Source organism: Colwellia polaris (genome assembly GCF_002104515.1).
GTDB classification, from domain to species: domain Bacteria; phylum Pseudomonadota; class Gammaproteobacteria; order Enterobacterales; family Alteromonadaceae; genus Cognaticolwellia; species Cognaticolwellia polaris.
Map to the genome: position 1 here is coordinate 1 of NZ_NBOE01000017.1, position 18,152 is coordinate 18,152.

The 18,152-nt window shown below is 36.7% G+C and carries 9 protein-coding genes and 1 pseudogene; 3 read left to right on the forward strand and 7 right to left on the reverse strand.

Annotated features, from left to right (window positions below; genetic code table 11):
* The 5 genes and pseudogenes from B6A32_RS19645 to B6A32_RS18210 form a co-directional block, all read right to left on the reverse strand.
* Window positions 1-214, reverse strand: a pseudogene (locus tag B6A32_RS19645) (transposase); the annotation flags it as partial.
* Between the two features lie 540 nt (window positions 215-754).
* Window positions 755-1,381, reverse strand: a complete 627-nt coding sequence (locus B6A32_RS18195; RefSeq protein ID WP_085306344.1) for a hypothetical protein — start codon at window positions 1,379-1,381, stop codon at window positions 755-757.
* Window positions 1,378-8,154, reverse strand: coding sequence for a toxin TcdB middle/N-terminal domain-containing protein (locus tag B6A32_RS18200; RefSeq protein WP_085306345.1), 6,777 nt, complete (start codon window positions 8,152-8,154; stop codon window positions 1,378-1,380). Before B6A32_RS18200 ends, B6A32_RS18195 begins: the two co-directional genes overlap by 4 nt.
* Before the next feature lie 599 nt (window positions 8,155-8,753).
* Complete coding sequence (locus B6A32_RS18205) at window positions 8,754-9,929, reverse strand: cystathionine beta-lyase (protein WP_085306346.1); 1,176 nt, start codon at window positions 9,927-9,929, stop codon at window positions 8,754-8,756.
* Window positions 9,930-10,134: 205 nt separating this feature from the next.
* Window positions 10,135-12,633, reverse strand: a complete 2,499-nt coding sequence (locus B6A32_RS18210; protein ID WP_085306347.1) for a DNA polymerase II — start codon at window positions 12,631-12,633, stop codon at window positions 10,135-10,137.
* Window positions 12,634-12,716: 83 nt separating this feature from the next.
* Here B6A32_RS18210 and dinG point away from each other — a divergent pair, with 83 nt between their 5' ends.
* The gene (gene dinG / locus B6A32_RS18215) at window positions 12,717-14,831 is read left to right on the forward strand and encodes an ATP-dependent DNA helicase DinG (protein WP_085306348.1); all 2,115 of its coding nucleotides are present in this window, start codon (window positions 12,717-12,719) and stop codon (window positions 14,829-14,831) included.
* Window positions 14,832-15,090: 259 nt separating this feature from the next.
* Here dinG and B6A32_RS18220 read toward each other — a convergent pair whose 3' ends face one another.
* Window positions 15,091-15,462 (reverse strand): VOC family protein, encoded by a 372-nt coding sequence (locus B6A32_RS18220; RefSeq protein WP_085306349.1) that lies wholly within the window; start codon window positions 15,460-15,462, stop codon window positions 15,091-15,093.
* A gap of 264 nt (window positions 15,463-15,726) precedes the next feature.
* Here B6A32_RS18220 and B6A32_RS18225 point away from each other — a divergent pair, with 264 nt between their 5' ends.
* Entirely contained in the window at window positions 15,727-16,152 is a 426-nt protein-coding gene (locus B6A32_RS18225; protein ID WP_085306350.1) for a MauE/DoxX family redox-associated membrane protein, read from the forward strand.
* Window positions 16,153-16,271: 119 nt separating this feature from the next.
* Here the strand turns inward: B6A32_RS18225 and pdsO are convergent, their stop codons facing one another.
* Entirely contained in the window at window positions 16,272-17,156 is an 885-nt protein-coding gene (gene pdsO, locus B6A32_RS18230; RefSeq protein ID WP_085306351.1) for a sortase-associated OmpA-like protein PdsO, read from the reverse strand.
* A 282-nt stretch (window positions 17,157-17,438) separates the two neighbouring features.
* Between pdsO and pdsR the strand changes: the two genes are divergently transcribed.
* Entirely contained in the window at window positions 17,439-18,152 is a 714-nt protein-coding gene (gene pdsR / locus B6A32_RS18235; RefSeq protein WP_085306352.1) for a proteobacterial dedicated sortase system response regulator, read from the forward strand.

The window sequence follows — 18,152 nt, forward strand, 5'->3', positions numbered from 1 at the left end:
ACCAGCTGATTTTCATCAGGCGTTTGCGATACACTTCAGCGGTGGCTTCAACGATAGTCATTAAGTGTTTTGGCAGTACATCACCCCGACAGTATTGTTGTGTGAGTAATGTGCCTTTGTATAAGCGGTGCCAGCGCTCAATCACCTCTTTCATACTCCATTGTTGGGCTTTTTCTTCATCAATAAATAACACCACATGATAATGATTACTCATTACCGCATAAGCACAAACGTCAATGGCAAACACTTGGCTGAGAAAGTGTAACTTCTCTTCTATCCATTCTCGGCGATGTTCAAAGCTTTATCCTGATAAGGTATCTTCACCGCATAAAAAAGCGCGTCGAACACAACGCGCCACACAATGATAATACGGGGTGTCTTCTAAACTAATTTGCTGCTTCCTTGGCGTAGCCATAACTCACCTGAGATAATGTTGTGGGGTTTTCTTAGTTTAGTTCAGTGTTCAGTAATTTCAATTTAGAATGGGTGTCTAGTTAATTTTTTGCCGAGCAAGCAAACAATATTGAACCACTGTTACCATGGAACATTGAGCGCGGCTAGGTGTCGATCCCCATACGCTTACGATAAAGTAGTGGGGATATTTTAGTTTAACGTAGATCTTAGGGTTTTCAATTTAGGATAAATGTCTTGTTAATTATTTCTTTGCTCCCAAAGAAGCCAAACCTTCGGGCAACTTAAGAGCCTTGTTGGCTATTTTTGTAGTCAATAATTAGGGGAGCTGTTTTTATTATTCTTAATTCATGTTATTTAGCTTGTTTGTAACTGACCCTTTAATTAATTTGTTTGGTTTCATGCTACTTATAGTTAAAAATTGTACAGAGGTATAATCATTATCATAAATAGCAAAAATAGATTTCTCATCTAAATAAAAGTCTATTTTTTTAGCTGATTGATTTGGAAAATAATTTGTGTACGAAAGATAATAATGGAATGCTAGTTCTGAGCATTTATCAAAATCATTACTTGCTAATTTTTTAATTGCTTCAGAAATAATTTCTAACGAGTTCATTTCTTTTTCCTGATGTTTTCGAAAATATCCTTCCGTAGATAAAGTATGCTCAGTTAGCAATAACTCATAAAGCTCATCTTCAAAGTAATGAAATGTTTTTTTCTTCCCTAAAATATTTAAAGTTTCATATGTATAGTTATACTCATCAAATACATAAACCCACCCGAGAGGTTGAATTTTTTTATAATGTAATTTAAATATATCTAAATTGTTTTTTTCTCTGTGATCTTTAATCACATTAATATTCACAATACGTAATTGTTTTTCTGTCAAAGAGCATGCTTTAGTGCCGATACCATATGATAAAATACATACAAAAAATAAGAGTAATATTATTTTATTAAAAATCACTTTTTGTACCTCTCTATATACATTGCATCCATATCCCTATTAAATTGTAAAAAATCAGAGTTAGGGGTTAAAAATTCATTCATTATTGTTGCGCTATTTGCTAATGAAATAGCCCCCATAGCTTGAGCATATATACCTGCTTTAGGCGCCACTGGACTTACTGCTTGTGCTGCTTGAGTTAAATTATCTCCAGAAATGGTTTCGTTCATTCCTACAATTTTTGCCATAGCACTTAAAGCCTCACTGGTCACAATTGAAGACATTTCATCAACAATTAAGGTTTGAAATACATTTGCATTATTTCTACTATTTACAATAGACATTGGGTTTTTTGTTAAACCTAATTCTTCACTCCACCCTGCAATCACACTTCTATCTTCACGATATTTAGTGTTTAAATGTGCTATTCTTTCCCGAAACTGTAATGCATTCTTTTCAATCATTTCTGCTTGGGATTCACCATTAAAGGCTTGAGCGAATGCCGCAGTAATAGCGCCATTTGCAAATTTCCCGCCAGTAACTTTCGAAATAGTACCACCAACAACAGCAGCAACAGCACCCCTTAATCCTGCATCTTTAGCCGCTGTACCAATTATTTTATTGATATTAAGAGCTTTGGTTAAACCTGCGGCTAGAAATCCATGCCCAAACTTACCTCCTTGTAAGACAGACATTACACCACCAGTTGCACCATGCGTAGCTATATGACCTAAGCCACCTTCAGCAAAAAAACCGCTTCCTTCCGCACCATTAAAATTGGCCCCTATTTGTTGGAATGCAGCCCCCGCTAAAGCCCCTGTAAAGGCTCCTTTTAATATATTACCTCCATTAATTGCCGCACTTCCTGCTCCAATTGCAGCACCTGTCATAGCAGCATTCCACATCGTAGCACCACATCCCTGACAATATATGGAAACAACAACAGCAGCAATCGCTCCAATAAATGGTTTAACCTTCTTCCAAAGCTTACTAAAAAAGTAACCTGTTGGGTCGGTATAACTCATCGGGTTATTCAGCACGTAACTATAGCGGTTATAATTCTGACTATTCATCGGTGCCTGAATATGCGGATCAGCCTGCAAAAACCTCCCCAACGTAGGATCATAAGTCCGACCGTTCATATGAATAATATCCATATCATTAATCATTTTATGACCCGTATACCCCCTACTAATACCTGGGCTTGAATAGGCACTAAAAATACTATTACTGTGTACGTTGTATTGCTTGCCCCAAGGGTCGTATATAAATTGTTGTACTAGGCTACCACTGGCATTCGTTATCGATGTGGTTGAACCTTGATGATCTTTATGTAAATAGAACTCATCGTTAGCATTATTACTACGCTCGGTTATCACTACATTACCTACGTAAAACTTATGCTCTGTAATACCGCTGGGTAATTTAACTTGTTCATATCCCCCTAAATATAGGGTTTTAGTCTGTTTACCGCTTCGCGTATCAACGCGTTTATATACTTCTCTGTTTGGTCCGTAGGTAAATGCTGTTTTGCTAGTACCTTGGCTAATCAAATAAGGCTTATCAAAATTAGTATAGCTTGAAATTCGCTTACCATCATTTACTACATTACCATTGTTGTCATAAGTCAAACTGTTTCGTTGCTGGCCACTGTAATTGCTGCGTTGGTAAACACCTAATAAACGATTTGTTTTATTGTTGTCATATTTATAATAGCCTATAGAAGTTTTATATTTAATATTCCCCCAATCGTCATAGCGATAGATTTCATTCATTCGATATCGACTCGGTAATTGATAATATTGATTATTAGTGTTATCAGAAACTGAGGCGCTTGCCATTGTTACCCCAGCTCCATCTAAGCAGGCAGGAGGTAATGGAGCGGGCCCTGGCATTGGCTTAGTAAAACTCATTCCTGAGGTAACTTTCATCATAGATTGGCTTAATAATAAATTACCACCACCCCCACCACCATTACATGGGTCTATTGGATCAACTGGATCTATACCAACACCATCGCCAGCATCTGAAATAGCTATACTGCGATTTGTAATGCGACTTAGGTCGTCATAAGTATAATGTTCAGAAAAATTACTACGATTTCCTAAGCCAAAAAATACGTTGCGCTCGCTTAGATTACCTATTTTGTCGTATTGATAATCAAAGCCGTGTAAAGTCAATATGCCTTTATTTGCATCTACACTCTTTAACCAACCAGTATCCGCGTAATAATCAAGAGACTCCGATGTACCATTAGCAAATTTAATTCTTGTGGCTTGACCTCGACCATTAACGTTTTCGACATGACGATAAACACGACCATTTCGATGATTTAATTGCTTATTCATGTAGCCATTTTGATAGGTATTTCTGACTATAAAATTATTAGCTGGGTAACTTTTGGTATAAAGTCTATTAAAATTATCGTGTGTGGTTGTTGATGTGTAGTTTATACCTTCAACTTTAAGGGTTTGCTGATAAGGTAAACCGTAACTATGATATGTTTGAGTTTGCATGTAACTTGAAGGCGTTGCTGTGCTACAAGCTTGGTTTTGTCCCTCAAAGTAACGTAACTTTTTAAGTTTACCCACACTGTAACTAGACTTGTCATTATTATTACCAAAGTCCCAACAAACCGTACCACTAGCATCATAACGCCTTGTTTTTCTTCCTAAAACATCATAAGTAAAACTTACTGATTGTGACTTAGCATCGGTTTGATTTAATAACTCTCCAAACCCACTATAACTATATCGCCATAAACCTTTATCTTGGTCATTTGTTGTCAGTTTATTGCCATAAACATCATAGGTATTTGAAGTGCGTAAACTACTTACATTACTCGTGTTAATTGCACGAACGTTTAGTAATTGACCATAAGCATTGTATTGATACCTAAGCTCATTCCCTATAGCATCGAATATTTGAAAGTTTTGGCCTAAATAATTTTTTATTATTTCTGTGCGATGGCCTTTATCATTAATTTGAACACTTTGCAGACCATAACGCTCAACTTCAGCATAGCCCCCATTTGCATTGCGGGTTTGTATTACTCGACCTAAATCATCATAAGTGGGCTGAGTATAATAATTACTCGCGCTGTTTTTACCTGGTTCATAACTTCGTTCAACTCTTCCTTGTTGGTCATAGGTAGCTTTAGAAACACTCCAGTTACCATCTTGTAATTTAACTCGCGACTCTATTTCGCGGCCCCAGGCATCAAGGAATTTTTGTTTTTCAGGGCGGCCATCGCTTAACTTTCGAATACGAACAAAAGCTTGGCTATTTGCACAGTTAGTGTTTGCGCAATAGTCTTGATAATTGTAACTATATATTTGGCTTTTACCTGTGAGTCGACTTTTAGTTGGTTGGCCAAGCAGATTTTGATATTTACGACCTTGCAATCCATTAGCGTCAGTGGTGTCAGCATAATCAATCAAACCTCTTACGGAGCTTGCCGAAACGCCATTATATTTAAATGTTGTTGTCTCATTTAAGTGATTTTTAACTGAGGCAACATAACGATAGCGACTATCATATGTGGTATAACTTTTTCTGGTTTCAAAGTTACTTCCGGTATTAGTTTTAGCAGCACTAGACCAAGATTCAACTTTATTACCTGCCGCATCATAAATAAGTGTGCTAGTGATTTTCGTTTTATTATTTTCAGGTGAAATCGTTGATGATTTAAGTAATAAGCTACCTGAGTAGTAGGTAAATGAACTTTGTCGGCTGATATTACTTTTTAAACTATTATTTTCATAAAGTCTTTTTGATACAGTACTATGGGTTAGCCTTCCTTTTTGTTTATACAAAACACTACTGCCATAAGTGTTTGTTGTATCAGTAACAAGTTTATTTGTACTGTTTTGTGCGTCTGACATGGTAATGGTAGAAGAGTTAACATTACCGTAGCTGTCATACGAAAAAACACTTCTTGTGGTACTAATATTATATTGGCTGTTATCACTGCCTAAACTGTTATTTTGCTCTGTGCTAGTAGAGATAAAAGGCATAATGCCACCACTATTAGTGGTTCTAGAATTTAAAATATTATTTGAAGCATTTAAAATAATATTGTTTTTCATTTGTAAGGTACTTAACGGCATACCTACGTATGGCCAATGTTGATGGTAAGCAGTTTCAGTAATTATGCCTGATTGATTATCCGTTGTGCGTAATACTTCAAAACCCGCTAATCCACGGCCTTTTTTATGGAGCAGTAAACCACCATATTGATAACCTACATTAACACTATCAGTTAAAGAGGTTTGAGTACTTACGTTATCAACTACATAAAATGCGGCTTTGGGCGAAAAATAATCACTATTGCTATTAAAACTAGAGTTTTGTCTAAAATATACGTTTGTGTCGGTAATGTTTTTATATGATATGGCGGTATTAACACCCCAACCATTTGTGATGCTGTTTATCGCATGGTCTTTTTTATTAGGGTATGAAGCTAAATAAGTTTTCCAGCCAGAATCATTAGTCGTTGTTAATAAATCAATTTTGCCATCAGCGTTCATGTCACCAAATCGAACAGCAGAATTTTTAGTGAATGATTTAGTTCCTCGTTTTTCAAATATTAGTTTATTGGCTGACGGGCTTGGTCGAGAAAGAATTATATGCCAGTTTGTTGATGAGGCTGGGTAAAGAATATCTGCCCTACCATCACTGTTTAAATCAATGAAGTACATTAGATGATCTAAAGTATCACTAGTCGATAACCCCATAGATTGCGGAGCAAGAAACTCAATACCATTAGATAATCTATAATACCAATTTGAGCCAATTTGATAGACTAAATCTGTATAGCCATCGCCATTTAAGTCTGCCACTCTAACGGTATTGAGATCACCTAAGTTTTGCTGTTGTACGTATTTATCACCGTTAGAAACTAATAATTGATACATTGAAGCGTTGTCTATATACCATGTGCCACCGGCATCTTGGCACTCTCCTTTGTAAATGATATAACGAGGGGCAACACTACAGCTATGCGTTCTAGTTGACACTTTAATAACGAGATCGCTGCGACCATCGCCATTTACATCAACACCAGATGCATTTTTAATATTCGCAGATTTTCTTGTCAGCTCTTTTGCGAAGAATTCGCTCGATGTACTATGCGATGAATCACCAACATTACTGTCATGAATGAAATTACCACTGCCCGCGTTATTAATATAAGCCTGTAATCTTCCACTTTTACTAAAAATAATATCTTCTAAACCATCACCATTTAAATCAGCTACTTGTGCATTGCCTTCTAAGCCCGTGGCGCGCACACCAGTATTTACAATAGTTAAATTAGACGCCTGCTGAAAATTTTCACATTGATGCTGATAACTAGGTTCAGTTTCACATTTGTTTACAGTAGCGACACTAGGTACATAAGAAATAATCGTCCAGTTACTGGTTTCGCTATTAGCGACCAATAAGTCTCGTTGGCCATCACCATTATAATCAATGGTTTGAGCAAACTGTTTTTTAGCTACGCCAATACTTGAAAGTCGTGTATTGCTATTATAATAAGGCCCTAACCTTACATACCAATGACTACCTGAAGGGTAAACAATATCGGAATAACCATCACCATTTAAATCAATAATATGATTATAGTTTCGATTATCAGACTTACCTTTTGTTGTTGAATATGCACTAAAAGGTGTGAAGTTTTCGGTAATTGCCTTTTGGTATCTATACCCTGTTTCAGGCTCAGTTCTCCAGACATAACTTGTAGATTTTTCTACAGGTTTCTGCCAGCCAAATGTGGTACCAGGAAGGCAATTATATTTGTTTATATCTGTACATTCTTGAATAGTTTCTAGGTAGTTTTTTTCTTCTAATACAGATGAAGTAAAGTAATTTAACGCGTAATGACGGTATACTTCATGATCTTGAAAAACTGTAACACTTGCTAGTAATTTACTCATTGTTACCGGAGATCCCGCTGCCCAGCCAACAAATAATTTAGGATTATCGGTATAATTCAATACCACGCGAGCAAAGGGTGACTTGCCATCGGTACGACCGGTATAGTGAACTTCTTTTAAATAATGCTCACCTTTAGCCGAATCTTCATGATAACGAAAAACAATATAATTACCTTTTACATCTTTAATCGCTTTTAATGCCCATGTTTTGGCTAAGTTACTACTACCAACATTAATAAATGCATCGCCACTGCTTTCACTAGCGCCACCATAAACCTTAAGCCCGATAGACATAGATTGGCCCATACTATCATTCGTATTCACGCTTGAAGCCAAGCCGTAGTAGTGTATTTCGCCTGATTTTGTTTCAACAGTAAAAGCAGTTGGCCCTTGGCTAGTATTACCATGCGCGGTTACAATACTAAAGTTGTCAATTTCAGTGTGATATTTACCTGCCGACCAATAATTATTGTTGGATAAGGTTTTATTGGTTTGATTACCCCAAGTAACCAAACGTTGGCCGTTTAAACACAAGCGATCGTTTGCAGAATAACTAACATTCCCTTGTTCGTTATCTTGAGTCATATTTTTCGGGCATCTGGAAATTGACGATACACCGTAAAAGTTCCACCCGCGCCCCATCAAACCATCACCACCATTACTATTATACGAAAAGCCAAGTTCAGGCTGCACGCCAGCGATGCCGGAAGGGATATTAAGTGGAACGTTATATGCGGCACTGCCTGTTTCATCGACACGAAACGATCCATTCGTTTGGCCAACATAGGTACTTGCAATTGAATTTAGAGAAAATAAAAGAAAGGTAATTATAAAAATTGGGCTGCAATATTTCATAGTAAAGTCCGTTTTACTGATTGAGTGTTATTGTTTAATTTTTATACATACTAGTAGAGAATATGGAATTGTAAACTTGAGAAAAGTAAATAAATTAAATCGTAAGATTAAAATAGCAAGTTCACTACGTTAAAAATCCCTTGATATTTATCGAGTTAAAATACCAAAGAAATAAGGTCACATACTTGATATTAATCAGGATATTTAGAGTGAGATTTGACAGAAAAAATATTAAATAGTCAGAAGAATATTAAATAATTTGAGTTAAAAAATTTTTGAAATAAAGCTCATTTACTTTACTGAAACTTTACCAAATTGACTAATGTAGGCTGCTAATTTGTCATAAGTAACCTGAACTCTGGATAAACAGCTAATTAATCGACTTGAAATTACACCTACTTTTAAAAATGTATAGCTGAAATGTGTAGCTGAAATGTTTAATTAACACTCAGGATAAAAGCGTGATTTAACTACCTAAATAATTTAGCAGATATTGATGAAATAATGAAAATAAAGCGCCTGCCTTATGCTTTGACGCTTTCTAATTTTATATAAAGCAGGTTAACTACTTTTATATCAGGTGAACAGCATAAGTCGCCTTACAATAAAGCGTCATTAAACCGTGCAAAGCCTTGTTCTAAATCTTCAATTAAATCATCTACATTTTCTAAGCCCACATGTAAACGGATCAGCGGGTATTCATAGGGCCAATCGGTTACTGTTCGCATTTTTTTTACGTTTGAAATGCCTAAAATAAGGCTTTCAAAACCGCCCCATGAATACCCCATTTTAAAGTGTTCCATACCATCTAAAAATGCTGTTAACGCGGCTTGATTGCCTTTATTTAATACAAAAGAAAACAAGCCATTTGAGCCGGTAAAGTCACGTTCGAAAAATTCATGGCCTGGGCAAGAAGGCAGTGCAGGATGCAAAATGGTTTCAACTTCGGCACGTGCAGATAACCAATTGGCTATTTTTAATGCACTGGCTTGGTGTTGCTGTAATCGTACGCTTAAAGTTCTAATACCACGCATAGCAAGGTATAAATCGTCAGGCGATGTACATTGCCCCATGATGTAGCTGCTTTCGCGTAATTGTGGCCAATGCTCTTCGGTGGCCGTGGCCGTACCTAACATTACATCTGAATGGCCAACAATGTATTTAGTTGCCGCTTGTATTGAAACATCAACACCATGATCAAACGGTTGGAAATTAACGCCAGCAGACCATGTGTTATCTAACATTACAATACAGTTGTGGCGGTGTGCTACTTCGGCTATAGCAGGTACATCTTGAATTTCCATGGTAATTGAGCCCGGAGATTCTAGAAAAATAACGCGAGTATTGGGTTTAATTAATGACTCAATGTCTTTGCCAATTAAAGGGTCATAATACGTGGTTTCAATATTAAGTTTGGCTAGTACTTTATCGCAATAATCACGCGTAGGTTCATAAGCGTTATCAACCATTAAAATATGATCGCCAGTGTTAACAAAGGCTAATATGGCATTGGTAATAGCGGCAGTGCCTGAAGGATATAATGCGCAGCCGGCCCCACCTTCTAAATCTGTCATGGCATCACTAAATGCGAAAGCTGTCGAAGTACCGCGTCTGCCATAGAATAATACCTGATTGGTTTTATTCGCCGTGGCATGTTTCATTTCTTTTACAGAATTAAAAACTACCGTTGAAGCGCGTTCAACAGGCGGATTAACCACCCCACGAGTCCATTGTTTTTTACGGCCAGCGTTAATAATTTTAGTTTCTTTTTTCATGATAAATACATTCCACAGTTAATATTTTGCAATATTTATTTAGCTATCTAGCCATCTATAATTATTTATAACGTGAATTAACCTAAGAAGCACGCTTTATTTTGCTATAACTTAGTTATTGTCTTTATTTGCAAAATAAAATGGTTTCATCAACGAGGGGTGAATACTTACCGTATGAATAATCTCTTTGTAATAGCTCAATTCACTAGTGCTCAAATAAATTCATTTGGCTGTTGGTAATTTCATCAAAGCTGGTGTTAATAAAAGGTAAAATGGCATCTGCTACTGCTAATAATTGTCGATCAATATAAAACTGATAATCTAAAGCTGCATTTCTACAGCCCTTTGCTTGCGGTCCATTAACGGTCATAACATATTCAATCCAACCCTTATTTTGATACTTAAGCGGTTTACCCTGTTGCTGATATATTTCATCTGCTAATCTTGCTGCTCGCACATGGGGTGGTACATTTTTTACATACAGTTCAAGTTTTCGGCGTAAACGTTTTCTATAGTAAAGTAAGTCGTCATGTTTGCCCGCTAACGTATCAGCAACCATTTGTTTTATATAATCTACCACAGGTTCATTGTTGAAAATTTTCCAATACAAGCTGCGTTGAAATTGTTTTGCTAATTCGGTCCAGTCGGTTCTAACACTTTCTAAGCCTTTAAATACAAGCTGTTGCTCTTCACCTTTTTGCACTAAACCAGCATAGCGCTTTTTAGTACCAACATCTTGACCGCGTATAGTCGGCATTAAAAATTTTATAAAGTGGGTTTCAAACTCAATTTCGAGCTCACTGACAATATTAAATTGTTCTAACAGTAGTGCTTGCCATTGTTCATTAATAAAACTTTGTAATGTTTTACCTAGTGCCCTGCTTTCTTCTGCCGTTTTTTCATCCCCCACATGCACAAATATCGAGTCGGTATCGCCGTAAATAACTTGGTAACCTTTAGCTTCTATCCATAATTTGGTGGTTTTTAAAATACTGTGGCTTCGTTTGGTTATAGAGCCCGATAAGCGTGGATCAAAAAATCGGCAACCTGTTGAACCTAAAATGCCGTAAAACGAGTTCATAATAATTTTTATTGCTTGGGACAAGGCGGCGTTTTTATCTTTTTTGGCAATATCACGCTCTTTCCAAAGCTCAGTGATAATATCAGGCAGAAAATGTTTCTCTCTTGAAAAGTAAGCACCATCAAAGCCTTCTATTGCTGACTCTGGTGATTTTAATCCTTCAATTAAACCCATAGGGTCAATGTTAAAGCTTCGAATAATACTTGGGTATAGGCTTTTAAAATCTAATACCAACACATTTTGATAAAGCCCAGGGGTTGAGTCCATAACAAAGCCACCTGGTGATTCAAATCCTTGATCGCCATCACCCATGTTAGGAGCAACATAACCACTTCGATGTAACTTCGGTAAATATAAATTGGTAAAAGCGGCTACCGAGCCTCCTATTCTGTCGATCGACAAACCAGTTAATTGCGCCCTAAGCATGGCAAACTCTAATAATTGAGTATGCTTAAATATCAATATAACTAAACGGCAATCTTCTAGGTTATAAGCGGCTAGCGCTGTTTTATTATGATGAAAATTATCGGTTATTTCTTGCAGGCGATTATCAACATCGTCAACCTTTTTACCTATACCGAGCAAAGTATTTGCTACATTATCGAGAGAAAAACTGGGAAAGTTATAAGTTGCGGTTTTTAATAAATCAATACCATCGAGGATCACACGGCCACTAATTTCGATAAATTGCTGTTCGCTCGCTTTATTGGTACGCCAATAAGGTGTTCTACCATCTCGCCCGATGGCAAACTTAATACCATATAAATCATAGCGTTTTTGTAATAAATTAAAATCAAAATTAATAACATTCCAACCAATAATAATATCAGGATCGTGCTCAGTAAACCAAGCGAGTAAACTCAGTAATAGCTGTCGTTCATCGGGTTGCCATGCAATATCAACATCACTATTTATGGTTTGAGTTTGTGAGTTAGTTTGCTCGCGAGCAATCTCTTGCTCATTTGCAATCATCATGACTTGCTGACAATCTTCGCTGTACAAACCAATAGAGTACAACTCGCCCGATATAGAGCATTCTATATCAAGTGAAACGGTTGAAAGTGTAATGTCGGTTTGCTTTTTTTTATCAATAGGTTTGCACTTAACCTGCTCAAAACGTTGATAGCAGTTACTATATAAACTAGTTGCTTGGCTAAGGGAAGAATATCTTGCTAATTGTGCTTGTTGCCCCGCATAAGTAATATCGGCCGTAATAAAGCGCTCCATTAAAAAGCGATCATCGGGTCGAATATCATCTTCGTAACACTTAATACCTTTTTGCTTCAGCGCTTCTCGAGCTTGATAAAATGCTTTTAAGGTTAAAAAGTAAACCGCAGCTACCTGTACTTGATTAAATGTTTTTAAGGTTAGCGGTTTTATTTCAGCTACTTTAATACCTTGCTTAAGCAAAATATCGCTCGCATGATTTACATCATCTACTTCAACAAAAAACACCGCACGTTCGTTATCAATAATTAACTGCACTGGGCCCTGTGGTGTTTTTAGCCATAAGGTTATTTCGATATTATTATTGCGATCGTTAGCGCTACGCGTGAGTAAAAAACCACGTTGATTATCTAGCGACTCGGCTTGTGCAATAAATTGTTGTTCAGAAATTTGCATTAATGGTTCTAATTATTCATAACAAACTGTTAATATATACAGCAGTGTAAATCATCTATTGTCGATAGGAAACTACAGCCGCGATGTTAAGCGATAAAATTAAGCAAGTTATTCGAACTTCCTACAAAGCCATAGGTGAAAACCTAACCAACTTTAATCCGCGTAAGCAACAAACCTTTTTAATTGCTGAAATAGCTAAAACATTAGCTGGCGATTACGACAAAGCCCGTAAAATAATTACTATTGAAGCAGGTACAGGCACAGGTAAGTCATTAGCTTATGCTTTAGGCTCTATTCCTCTGGCATTAAGTCGTAACAAAAAAGTATGTATTGCCACGGCAACTGTTGCCTTACAAGAACAATTAGTCGATAAAGATTTACCTTTTTTAAAAAAACACAGTGGTTTAGATTTTAACTTTACCCTTGCCAAAGGTCGACAACGTTATGTTTGTCGACAAAAACTAGCGCAAGCGGTTGCAAACGACGATAGTCCTCAAGCAGGTTTTACCTTTGCTGAAAAACCACAAGCCAGCGATATTCGCACGTTAAATAAAATGCATAAAGCACTTACCGATAATACCTGGCCTGGCGATATTGACGCTTGGCCTGAGCCGGTAAATCATCATATTTGGCAACAAATTCAGGCCGACAAACACAGTTGCTTAAAACACTTATCTGAGCATAGCCATTGTCCATTTCATAAAGCCAGAGAGAGTATGGAAGCTGCAGATGTTGTGGTGGTAAATCACAGTTTATTACTTGCCGATTTAGAGCTCGGTGGTGGCCGAATTTTATCGGCACCTGAAGACACTTTTTACATAATTGATGAAGCTCACCACCTACCAAAAGTAACGCGTGACCACTCTAGTGCAAGCATTACCATCAAGGGAGCCATTGACTGGCTTAACAAGTTGCAAGAAACCGGTGATAAAATAGCTAAGCTAGTAAAATCGAACAGCGCAATCTCTCCTTCGATAAAATTAGCTGATGATTGCCACGATATTTTGGGTGACATGCAAAAAGTACTGAGCTTTATTGATAATAATCGCAGTCTTTATTTTCATCAATCATCGTCTAATAGCACAATAAAACAAAGTCAAAATCAAGCGCTTCAATATCGTTTCGAGAACGGTATTATTCCTAAATCTTTAAAAGATTGGGCAGAAGATTTAAGCGAAAGTTCTAAAAAATGTTTAGCACATTTAAACAAGCTATATAACATGTTGATGGAGTCGGTTAAAGATGGCGACACCCAAATGTATTTAGCTGAGCCTTTGTTAGCCGAGTCGGGTTTTATGATCCAACGCTTAGAAAGCTTTAATGCACTTTGGCAAATGTATGCGAAAACCGACAGTGAAAAAGGCGCGCCAATGGCCCGTTGGTTAGAGCAAATTGAAGGTAAACGTAGCGACTATCTTATAAGTGGTTCGCCTATCGAAGTAGGCTTTACTTTAGAAGATATGCTTTGGTCGAAGTGTGAAGGCGCGGTATTGTGCTCTGCTACAATTTTGGCTTTAAATTCTTTTGACCATTTCCGAAGACAAGCAGGCTTAAGAAACGACGACGGCAGTCAATATCAAAAAGTTGATTCGCCTTTTGACTATCAAAACAATGCTCAGCTTATAATGCCTAAAATGCAACACGAACCCAGTGCAGATGCATTTACTGATGAACTTATTGCTAAACTACCCGCTCAAATTGAACGTGGTAAAGCAACATTAGTGTTGTTTTCTTCGTACTGGCAAATGGATAAAGTGGTGACAGCCCTGCGTGAAAAAAACAAACTTAGCATTTTAGTGCAAGGTGAGCAGTCTCGACAAAAAATTATTGAAACCCATAAAGCACTTTGTGATAAACAACAAAACAGTATAATTTTTGGCACACAAAGCTTTTCAGAAGGGTTAGATTTACCGGGCGAATACCTTACTAATGTAATTATTACCAAATTACCTTTTTCTGTTCCATCGTCTCCCGTAGAAGAAGCACAAGCTGAATACATTATTGCTAAAGGTGGTAATCCGTTTATGTCTATCTCGGTTCCCGAAACATCTAAAAAACTTATTCAAGCCACTGGGCGACTGCTTAGAAATGAAAAAGATTACGGTGTTATCGTTTTAATGGATAGACGTGTGGTTAATAAACGCTACGGTAAAGACCTACTCAACTCTTTACCGCCATTTAAGCGCATTGTTGAGTAAACAACTTATACACAATAGCCTGTTAAATAGTTAAATATAGACAGCGCTTTAGGTGCTGTTAAGTTTAATAGCGCGTGCATAACTTACAGAAAACATGGCTGAATAATCGGCCTTACATTACCGATTTGTAAGGCTATTTAGTATAAAAGTAGCACTAAGAATTCTGTTTCAATAGCATTTTTTGCCGAATATAAATAATATAAATGAATTAAGCCCAAGCCTTTAACGTAAAGAACTTGAAAAGCTTATGCCTTAACATTTAGCGGTGCTGATCAATTAAAATAGTGTTTCCATCAGGGTCTACAATTGAAAAACTCGCTGGGCCTTTCTCAGCATCAATATTTTCATGAGTCACGGCTATATTTTTTGCTTTTACTTTACCGAGTAACTCTCTAACATCAGTAAAGCTCTCTAATGCTTGTGCATTTTGGTCCCAGCCAGGATTAAAGGTCAACAAGTTGCCTTCAAACATGCCTTGGAAAAGACCTATATTCGTTGAACCGTTTTTCATAATTAAATAGTGATGTGACATTTCACCAGCGAAAACACTAAAGCCTAACTTTTCATAAAAGTCTCGTGAGACTTGCAAATCTTTCACTGCCAAACTAATTGAGAAGCAATCTAATTTCATTTTAATCTCCAATAATTAAAAACCTAGTTAAAAGATATTTTCAGATGAATAAACACGGGTAATAATTTCAATAAACTTCAGCGTTTATATTACGATTACATTTCGACTATATTGCATAAATAATAGCGTATTACGTGTATAAATCGACCAAACGTATACATTAAAACAAGCTTTTCAGAAATAACTGTAAATTAATGAAATTTAACCACAAGTACTCGGTCTTCTAGCTTTGTTACTAACATTTTTTTAATTTGAGGAATTTACATGTCGACAGATACTGCCCTAGCCAACAACAATATTCAGCACAAACTTGAATGGTCACTTCTACTTTTACGCTTAGGTGTTTTTATCGTGATGTTTGTATGGACAATAGATAAATTTGTTAACCCAGGTCATAGCATTAAAATTTTTGAGCATTTTTATAACATCGATGGATTAAATGAGGTAATTGCTTATGTACTAGGGGCATTGCAGTTAGTACTAGTATTGGCCTTTTTATTTGGTATTAAAAAACGTATCACTTATGGCTTAATTCTTCTAATGCATGCGGGTTCTACATTCTCAGCTTATGCGCAATATTATGACGTTTTTAATAATTTATTATTTTTTGCCGCATGGCCAATGTTAGCGGCTTGTGCAGCTTTATATTTATTACGTGACGCTGACACTAAGTTTACTCTAGGTAAATAATGTTTAAGCTTTAAAACGACTAAATTAAAAAGCCAAGGCAGAGTCCTTGGCTTTTCTATAGCTAATGTTGAATGTAAAACAAAGCACTCAGCTTCATCTTATAACGCTGTGCTAATAACTTAGAAGTTCTTTGCAGTTTGCCCGCTATCTAGTTTATTTTTTTCACTTGCTAAAGCCGTATTTTTTAACTTAATTACCACTCTTCTATCATAAAAGCTGACTTCTTTATCTGTTGATGCAACAACCGTTTTCTGTTCACCAAAGGCAAATAAATTAATACGTTCAGCGGTTACACCTTGGTCAATAAGCGCATTTTTAACAGCGTTAATACGCGCTAAAGAAAGCGCTTGATTAAGCTCGTCACTGCCTTGTTTATCAGTATAGCCAGAAAGATCTAACGTTAAGTTAGGTGATTGTTGAACGATGCGCGCTAAACTGGCAATTTGCTCTTGATAATGCGGCTTTATTTCACTAGAACCGGTTGAAAACTGTAAACTCATTAATAAATTTTGTGCTTGCAATAAGCTTGCTGCTTGGTAGTTTTTTTCTAATGCCAACAATTCAGTTTGGTAGCGTTGCTCGGTTTGCTCAATTTTTTCTTGATAACGGGCTAATGATGTTTCATTACTTTGTTTTTCAGCTTGATAGGCAATTGACAAACTATCAATTTCGTCAGTAGCATTAATGTTTTTCGCAATAAAATTACCCGCTATACCGGTAATAAATGCACCAACAGGACCACCTATAATAGCGCCAATAACCATTCCGGTACCAAAACCAATTTCTTCTTTAATTTGAGCTGAGCGCTCTTGTTCAGCCTTCACTTGTTCAGCCTTCACTTGTTTAGTTTTATCATAGTCATTCGCAAATACTGGACTCACGGTTAAGGCAGAGATTAATGCTACGTTAATTAATGTTTTGCCAAATACCGATGTTGTGCCTTGGTTATTGGTGTTTGCTGATACTGGTGTATTTACTTCTGTATTGGTTAATTGATTTTTCATCGTAATTCTCTCATCGGTTGTTTACAAAATTTAAATCGTTAAATTTAAGTTTAAAAATATAAAGAGCCTAACGGGTTATTTAGTTGGCTCCGTTGTTTGATGATGTTATTAAACGCGAGAAAAACGACGGATAAAGGACGCAAAAATGGCAATTCACTGAGCAAATGTGGCAACATTATGGCAATTACAACATTTAGCAGCATCAGCGATATTTATTCGATATTATCTAGCTATATAAGCTATAGAGTTGTTAATCAAAAGAATAAAGGATAAATATTAAAGATGTCTAAACGAATCGCTATTGTCGAAGATGATGCCGCCATCAGAGAAAATTATGCTGATGTGCTACGTATGCAAGGCTATCAGGTGCAAACTTACGCTAATAAAAATAGTGCGATGGAAGCATTCAACTTACGCTTACCTCATTTAGCTATATTAGACATAGGCCTTGAACATGAATATGACGCTGGCTTTGAGCTTTGCCAATGGTTACGCTCTAAGTCGACCACTTTACCTATTATATTTTTAACCGCGCGCGACAGTGATGTAGATACGGTTTCAGGTTTACGTATTGGCGCTGACGACTACCTAACAAAAGATATCAGCTTACCGCATCTATCAGCCCGCATTGCGGCATTGTTTCGTCGCCAAGACGCCTTAGGTAAGCCACAACAAGCTGATCACCTATTAACGATTGGGCCCTTAACATTAGATAGCCAACGCATGACCATACAATGGCAAAATCAACATGTTGAATTAACCATCACTGAATTTTGGATGTTGTTTGCCTTAGCAAAACACCCGGGTCATGTAAAAAACCGTAGCCAATTAATGCAAGATTCAAATATATATGTTGATGACTCCACCATTACTTCTCATATCAAACGTATTCGTAAAAAGTTCAACCAGCTTGATGTTACATTTAATTGTATCGAAACCGTATATGGCATGGGTTATCGTTGGAACCAAAGCGCAGTTGAACCAACAGGTAGTTAA

What these genes read in the sequence shown, in the direction of transcription:
- pdsR (WP_085306352.1), top strand. Translation starts at nt 17,439, where the DNA reads ATGTCTAAACGAATCGCTATTGTCGAAGATGATGCCGCCATCAGAGAA.
- B6A32_RS18225 (WP_085306350.1), top strand. Translation starts at nt 15,727, where the DNA reads ATGTCGACAGATACTGCCCTAGCCAACAACAATATTCAGCACAAACTT.
- B6A32_RS18205 (WP_085306346.1), bottom strand. Translation starts at nt 9,929, where the DNA reads ATGAAAAAAGAAACTAAAATTATTAACGCTGGCCGTAAAAAACAATGG.
- B6A32_RS18220 (WP_085306349.1), bottom strand. Translation starts at nt 15,462, where the DNA reads ATGAAATTAGATTGCTTCTCAATTAGTTTGGCAGTGAAAGATTTGCAA.
- dinG (WP_085306348.1), top strand. Translation starts at nt 12,717, where the DNA reads ATGTTAAGCGATAAAATTAAGCAAGTTATTCGAACTTCCTACAAAGCC.
- B6A32_RS18200 (WP_085306345.1), bottom strand. Translation starts at nt 8,154, where the DNA reads ATGAAATATTGCAGCCCAATTTTTATAATTACCTTTCTTTTATTTTCT.
- B6A32_RS18210 (WP_085306347.1), bottom strand. Translation starts at nt 12,633, where the DNA reads ATGCAAATTTCTGAACAACAATTTATTGCACAAGCCGAGTCGCTAGAT.
- pdsO (WP_085306351.1), bottom strand. Translation starts at nt 17,156, where the DNA reads ATGAAAAATCAATTAACCAATACAGAAGTAAATACACCAGTATCAGCA.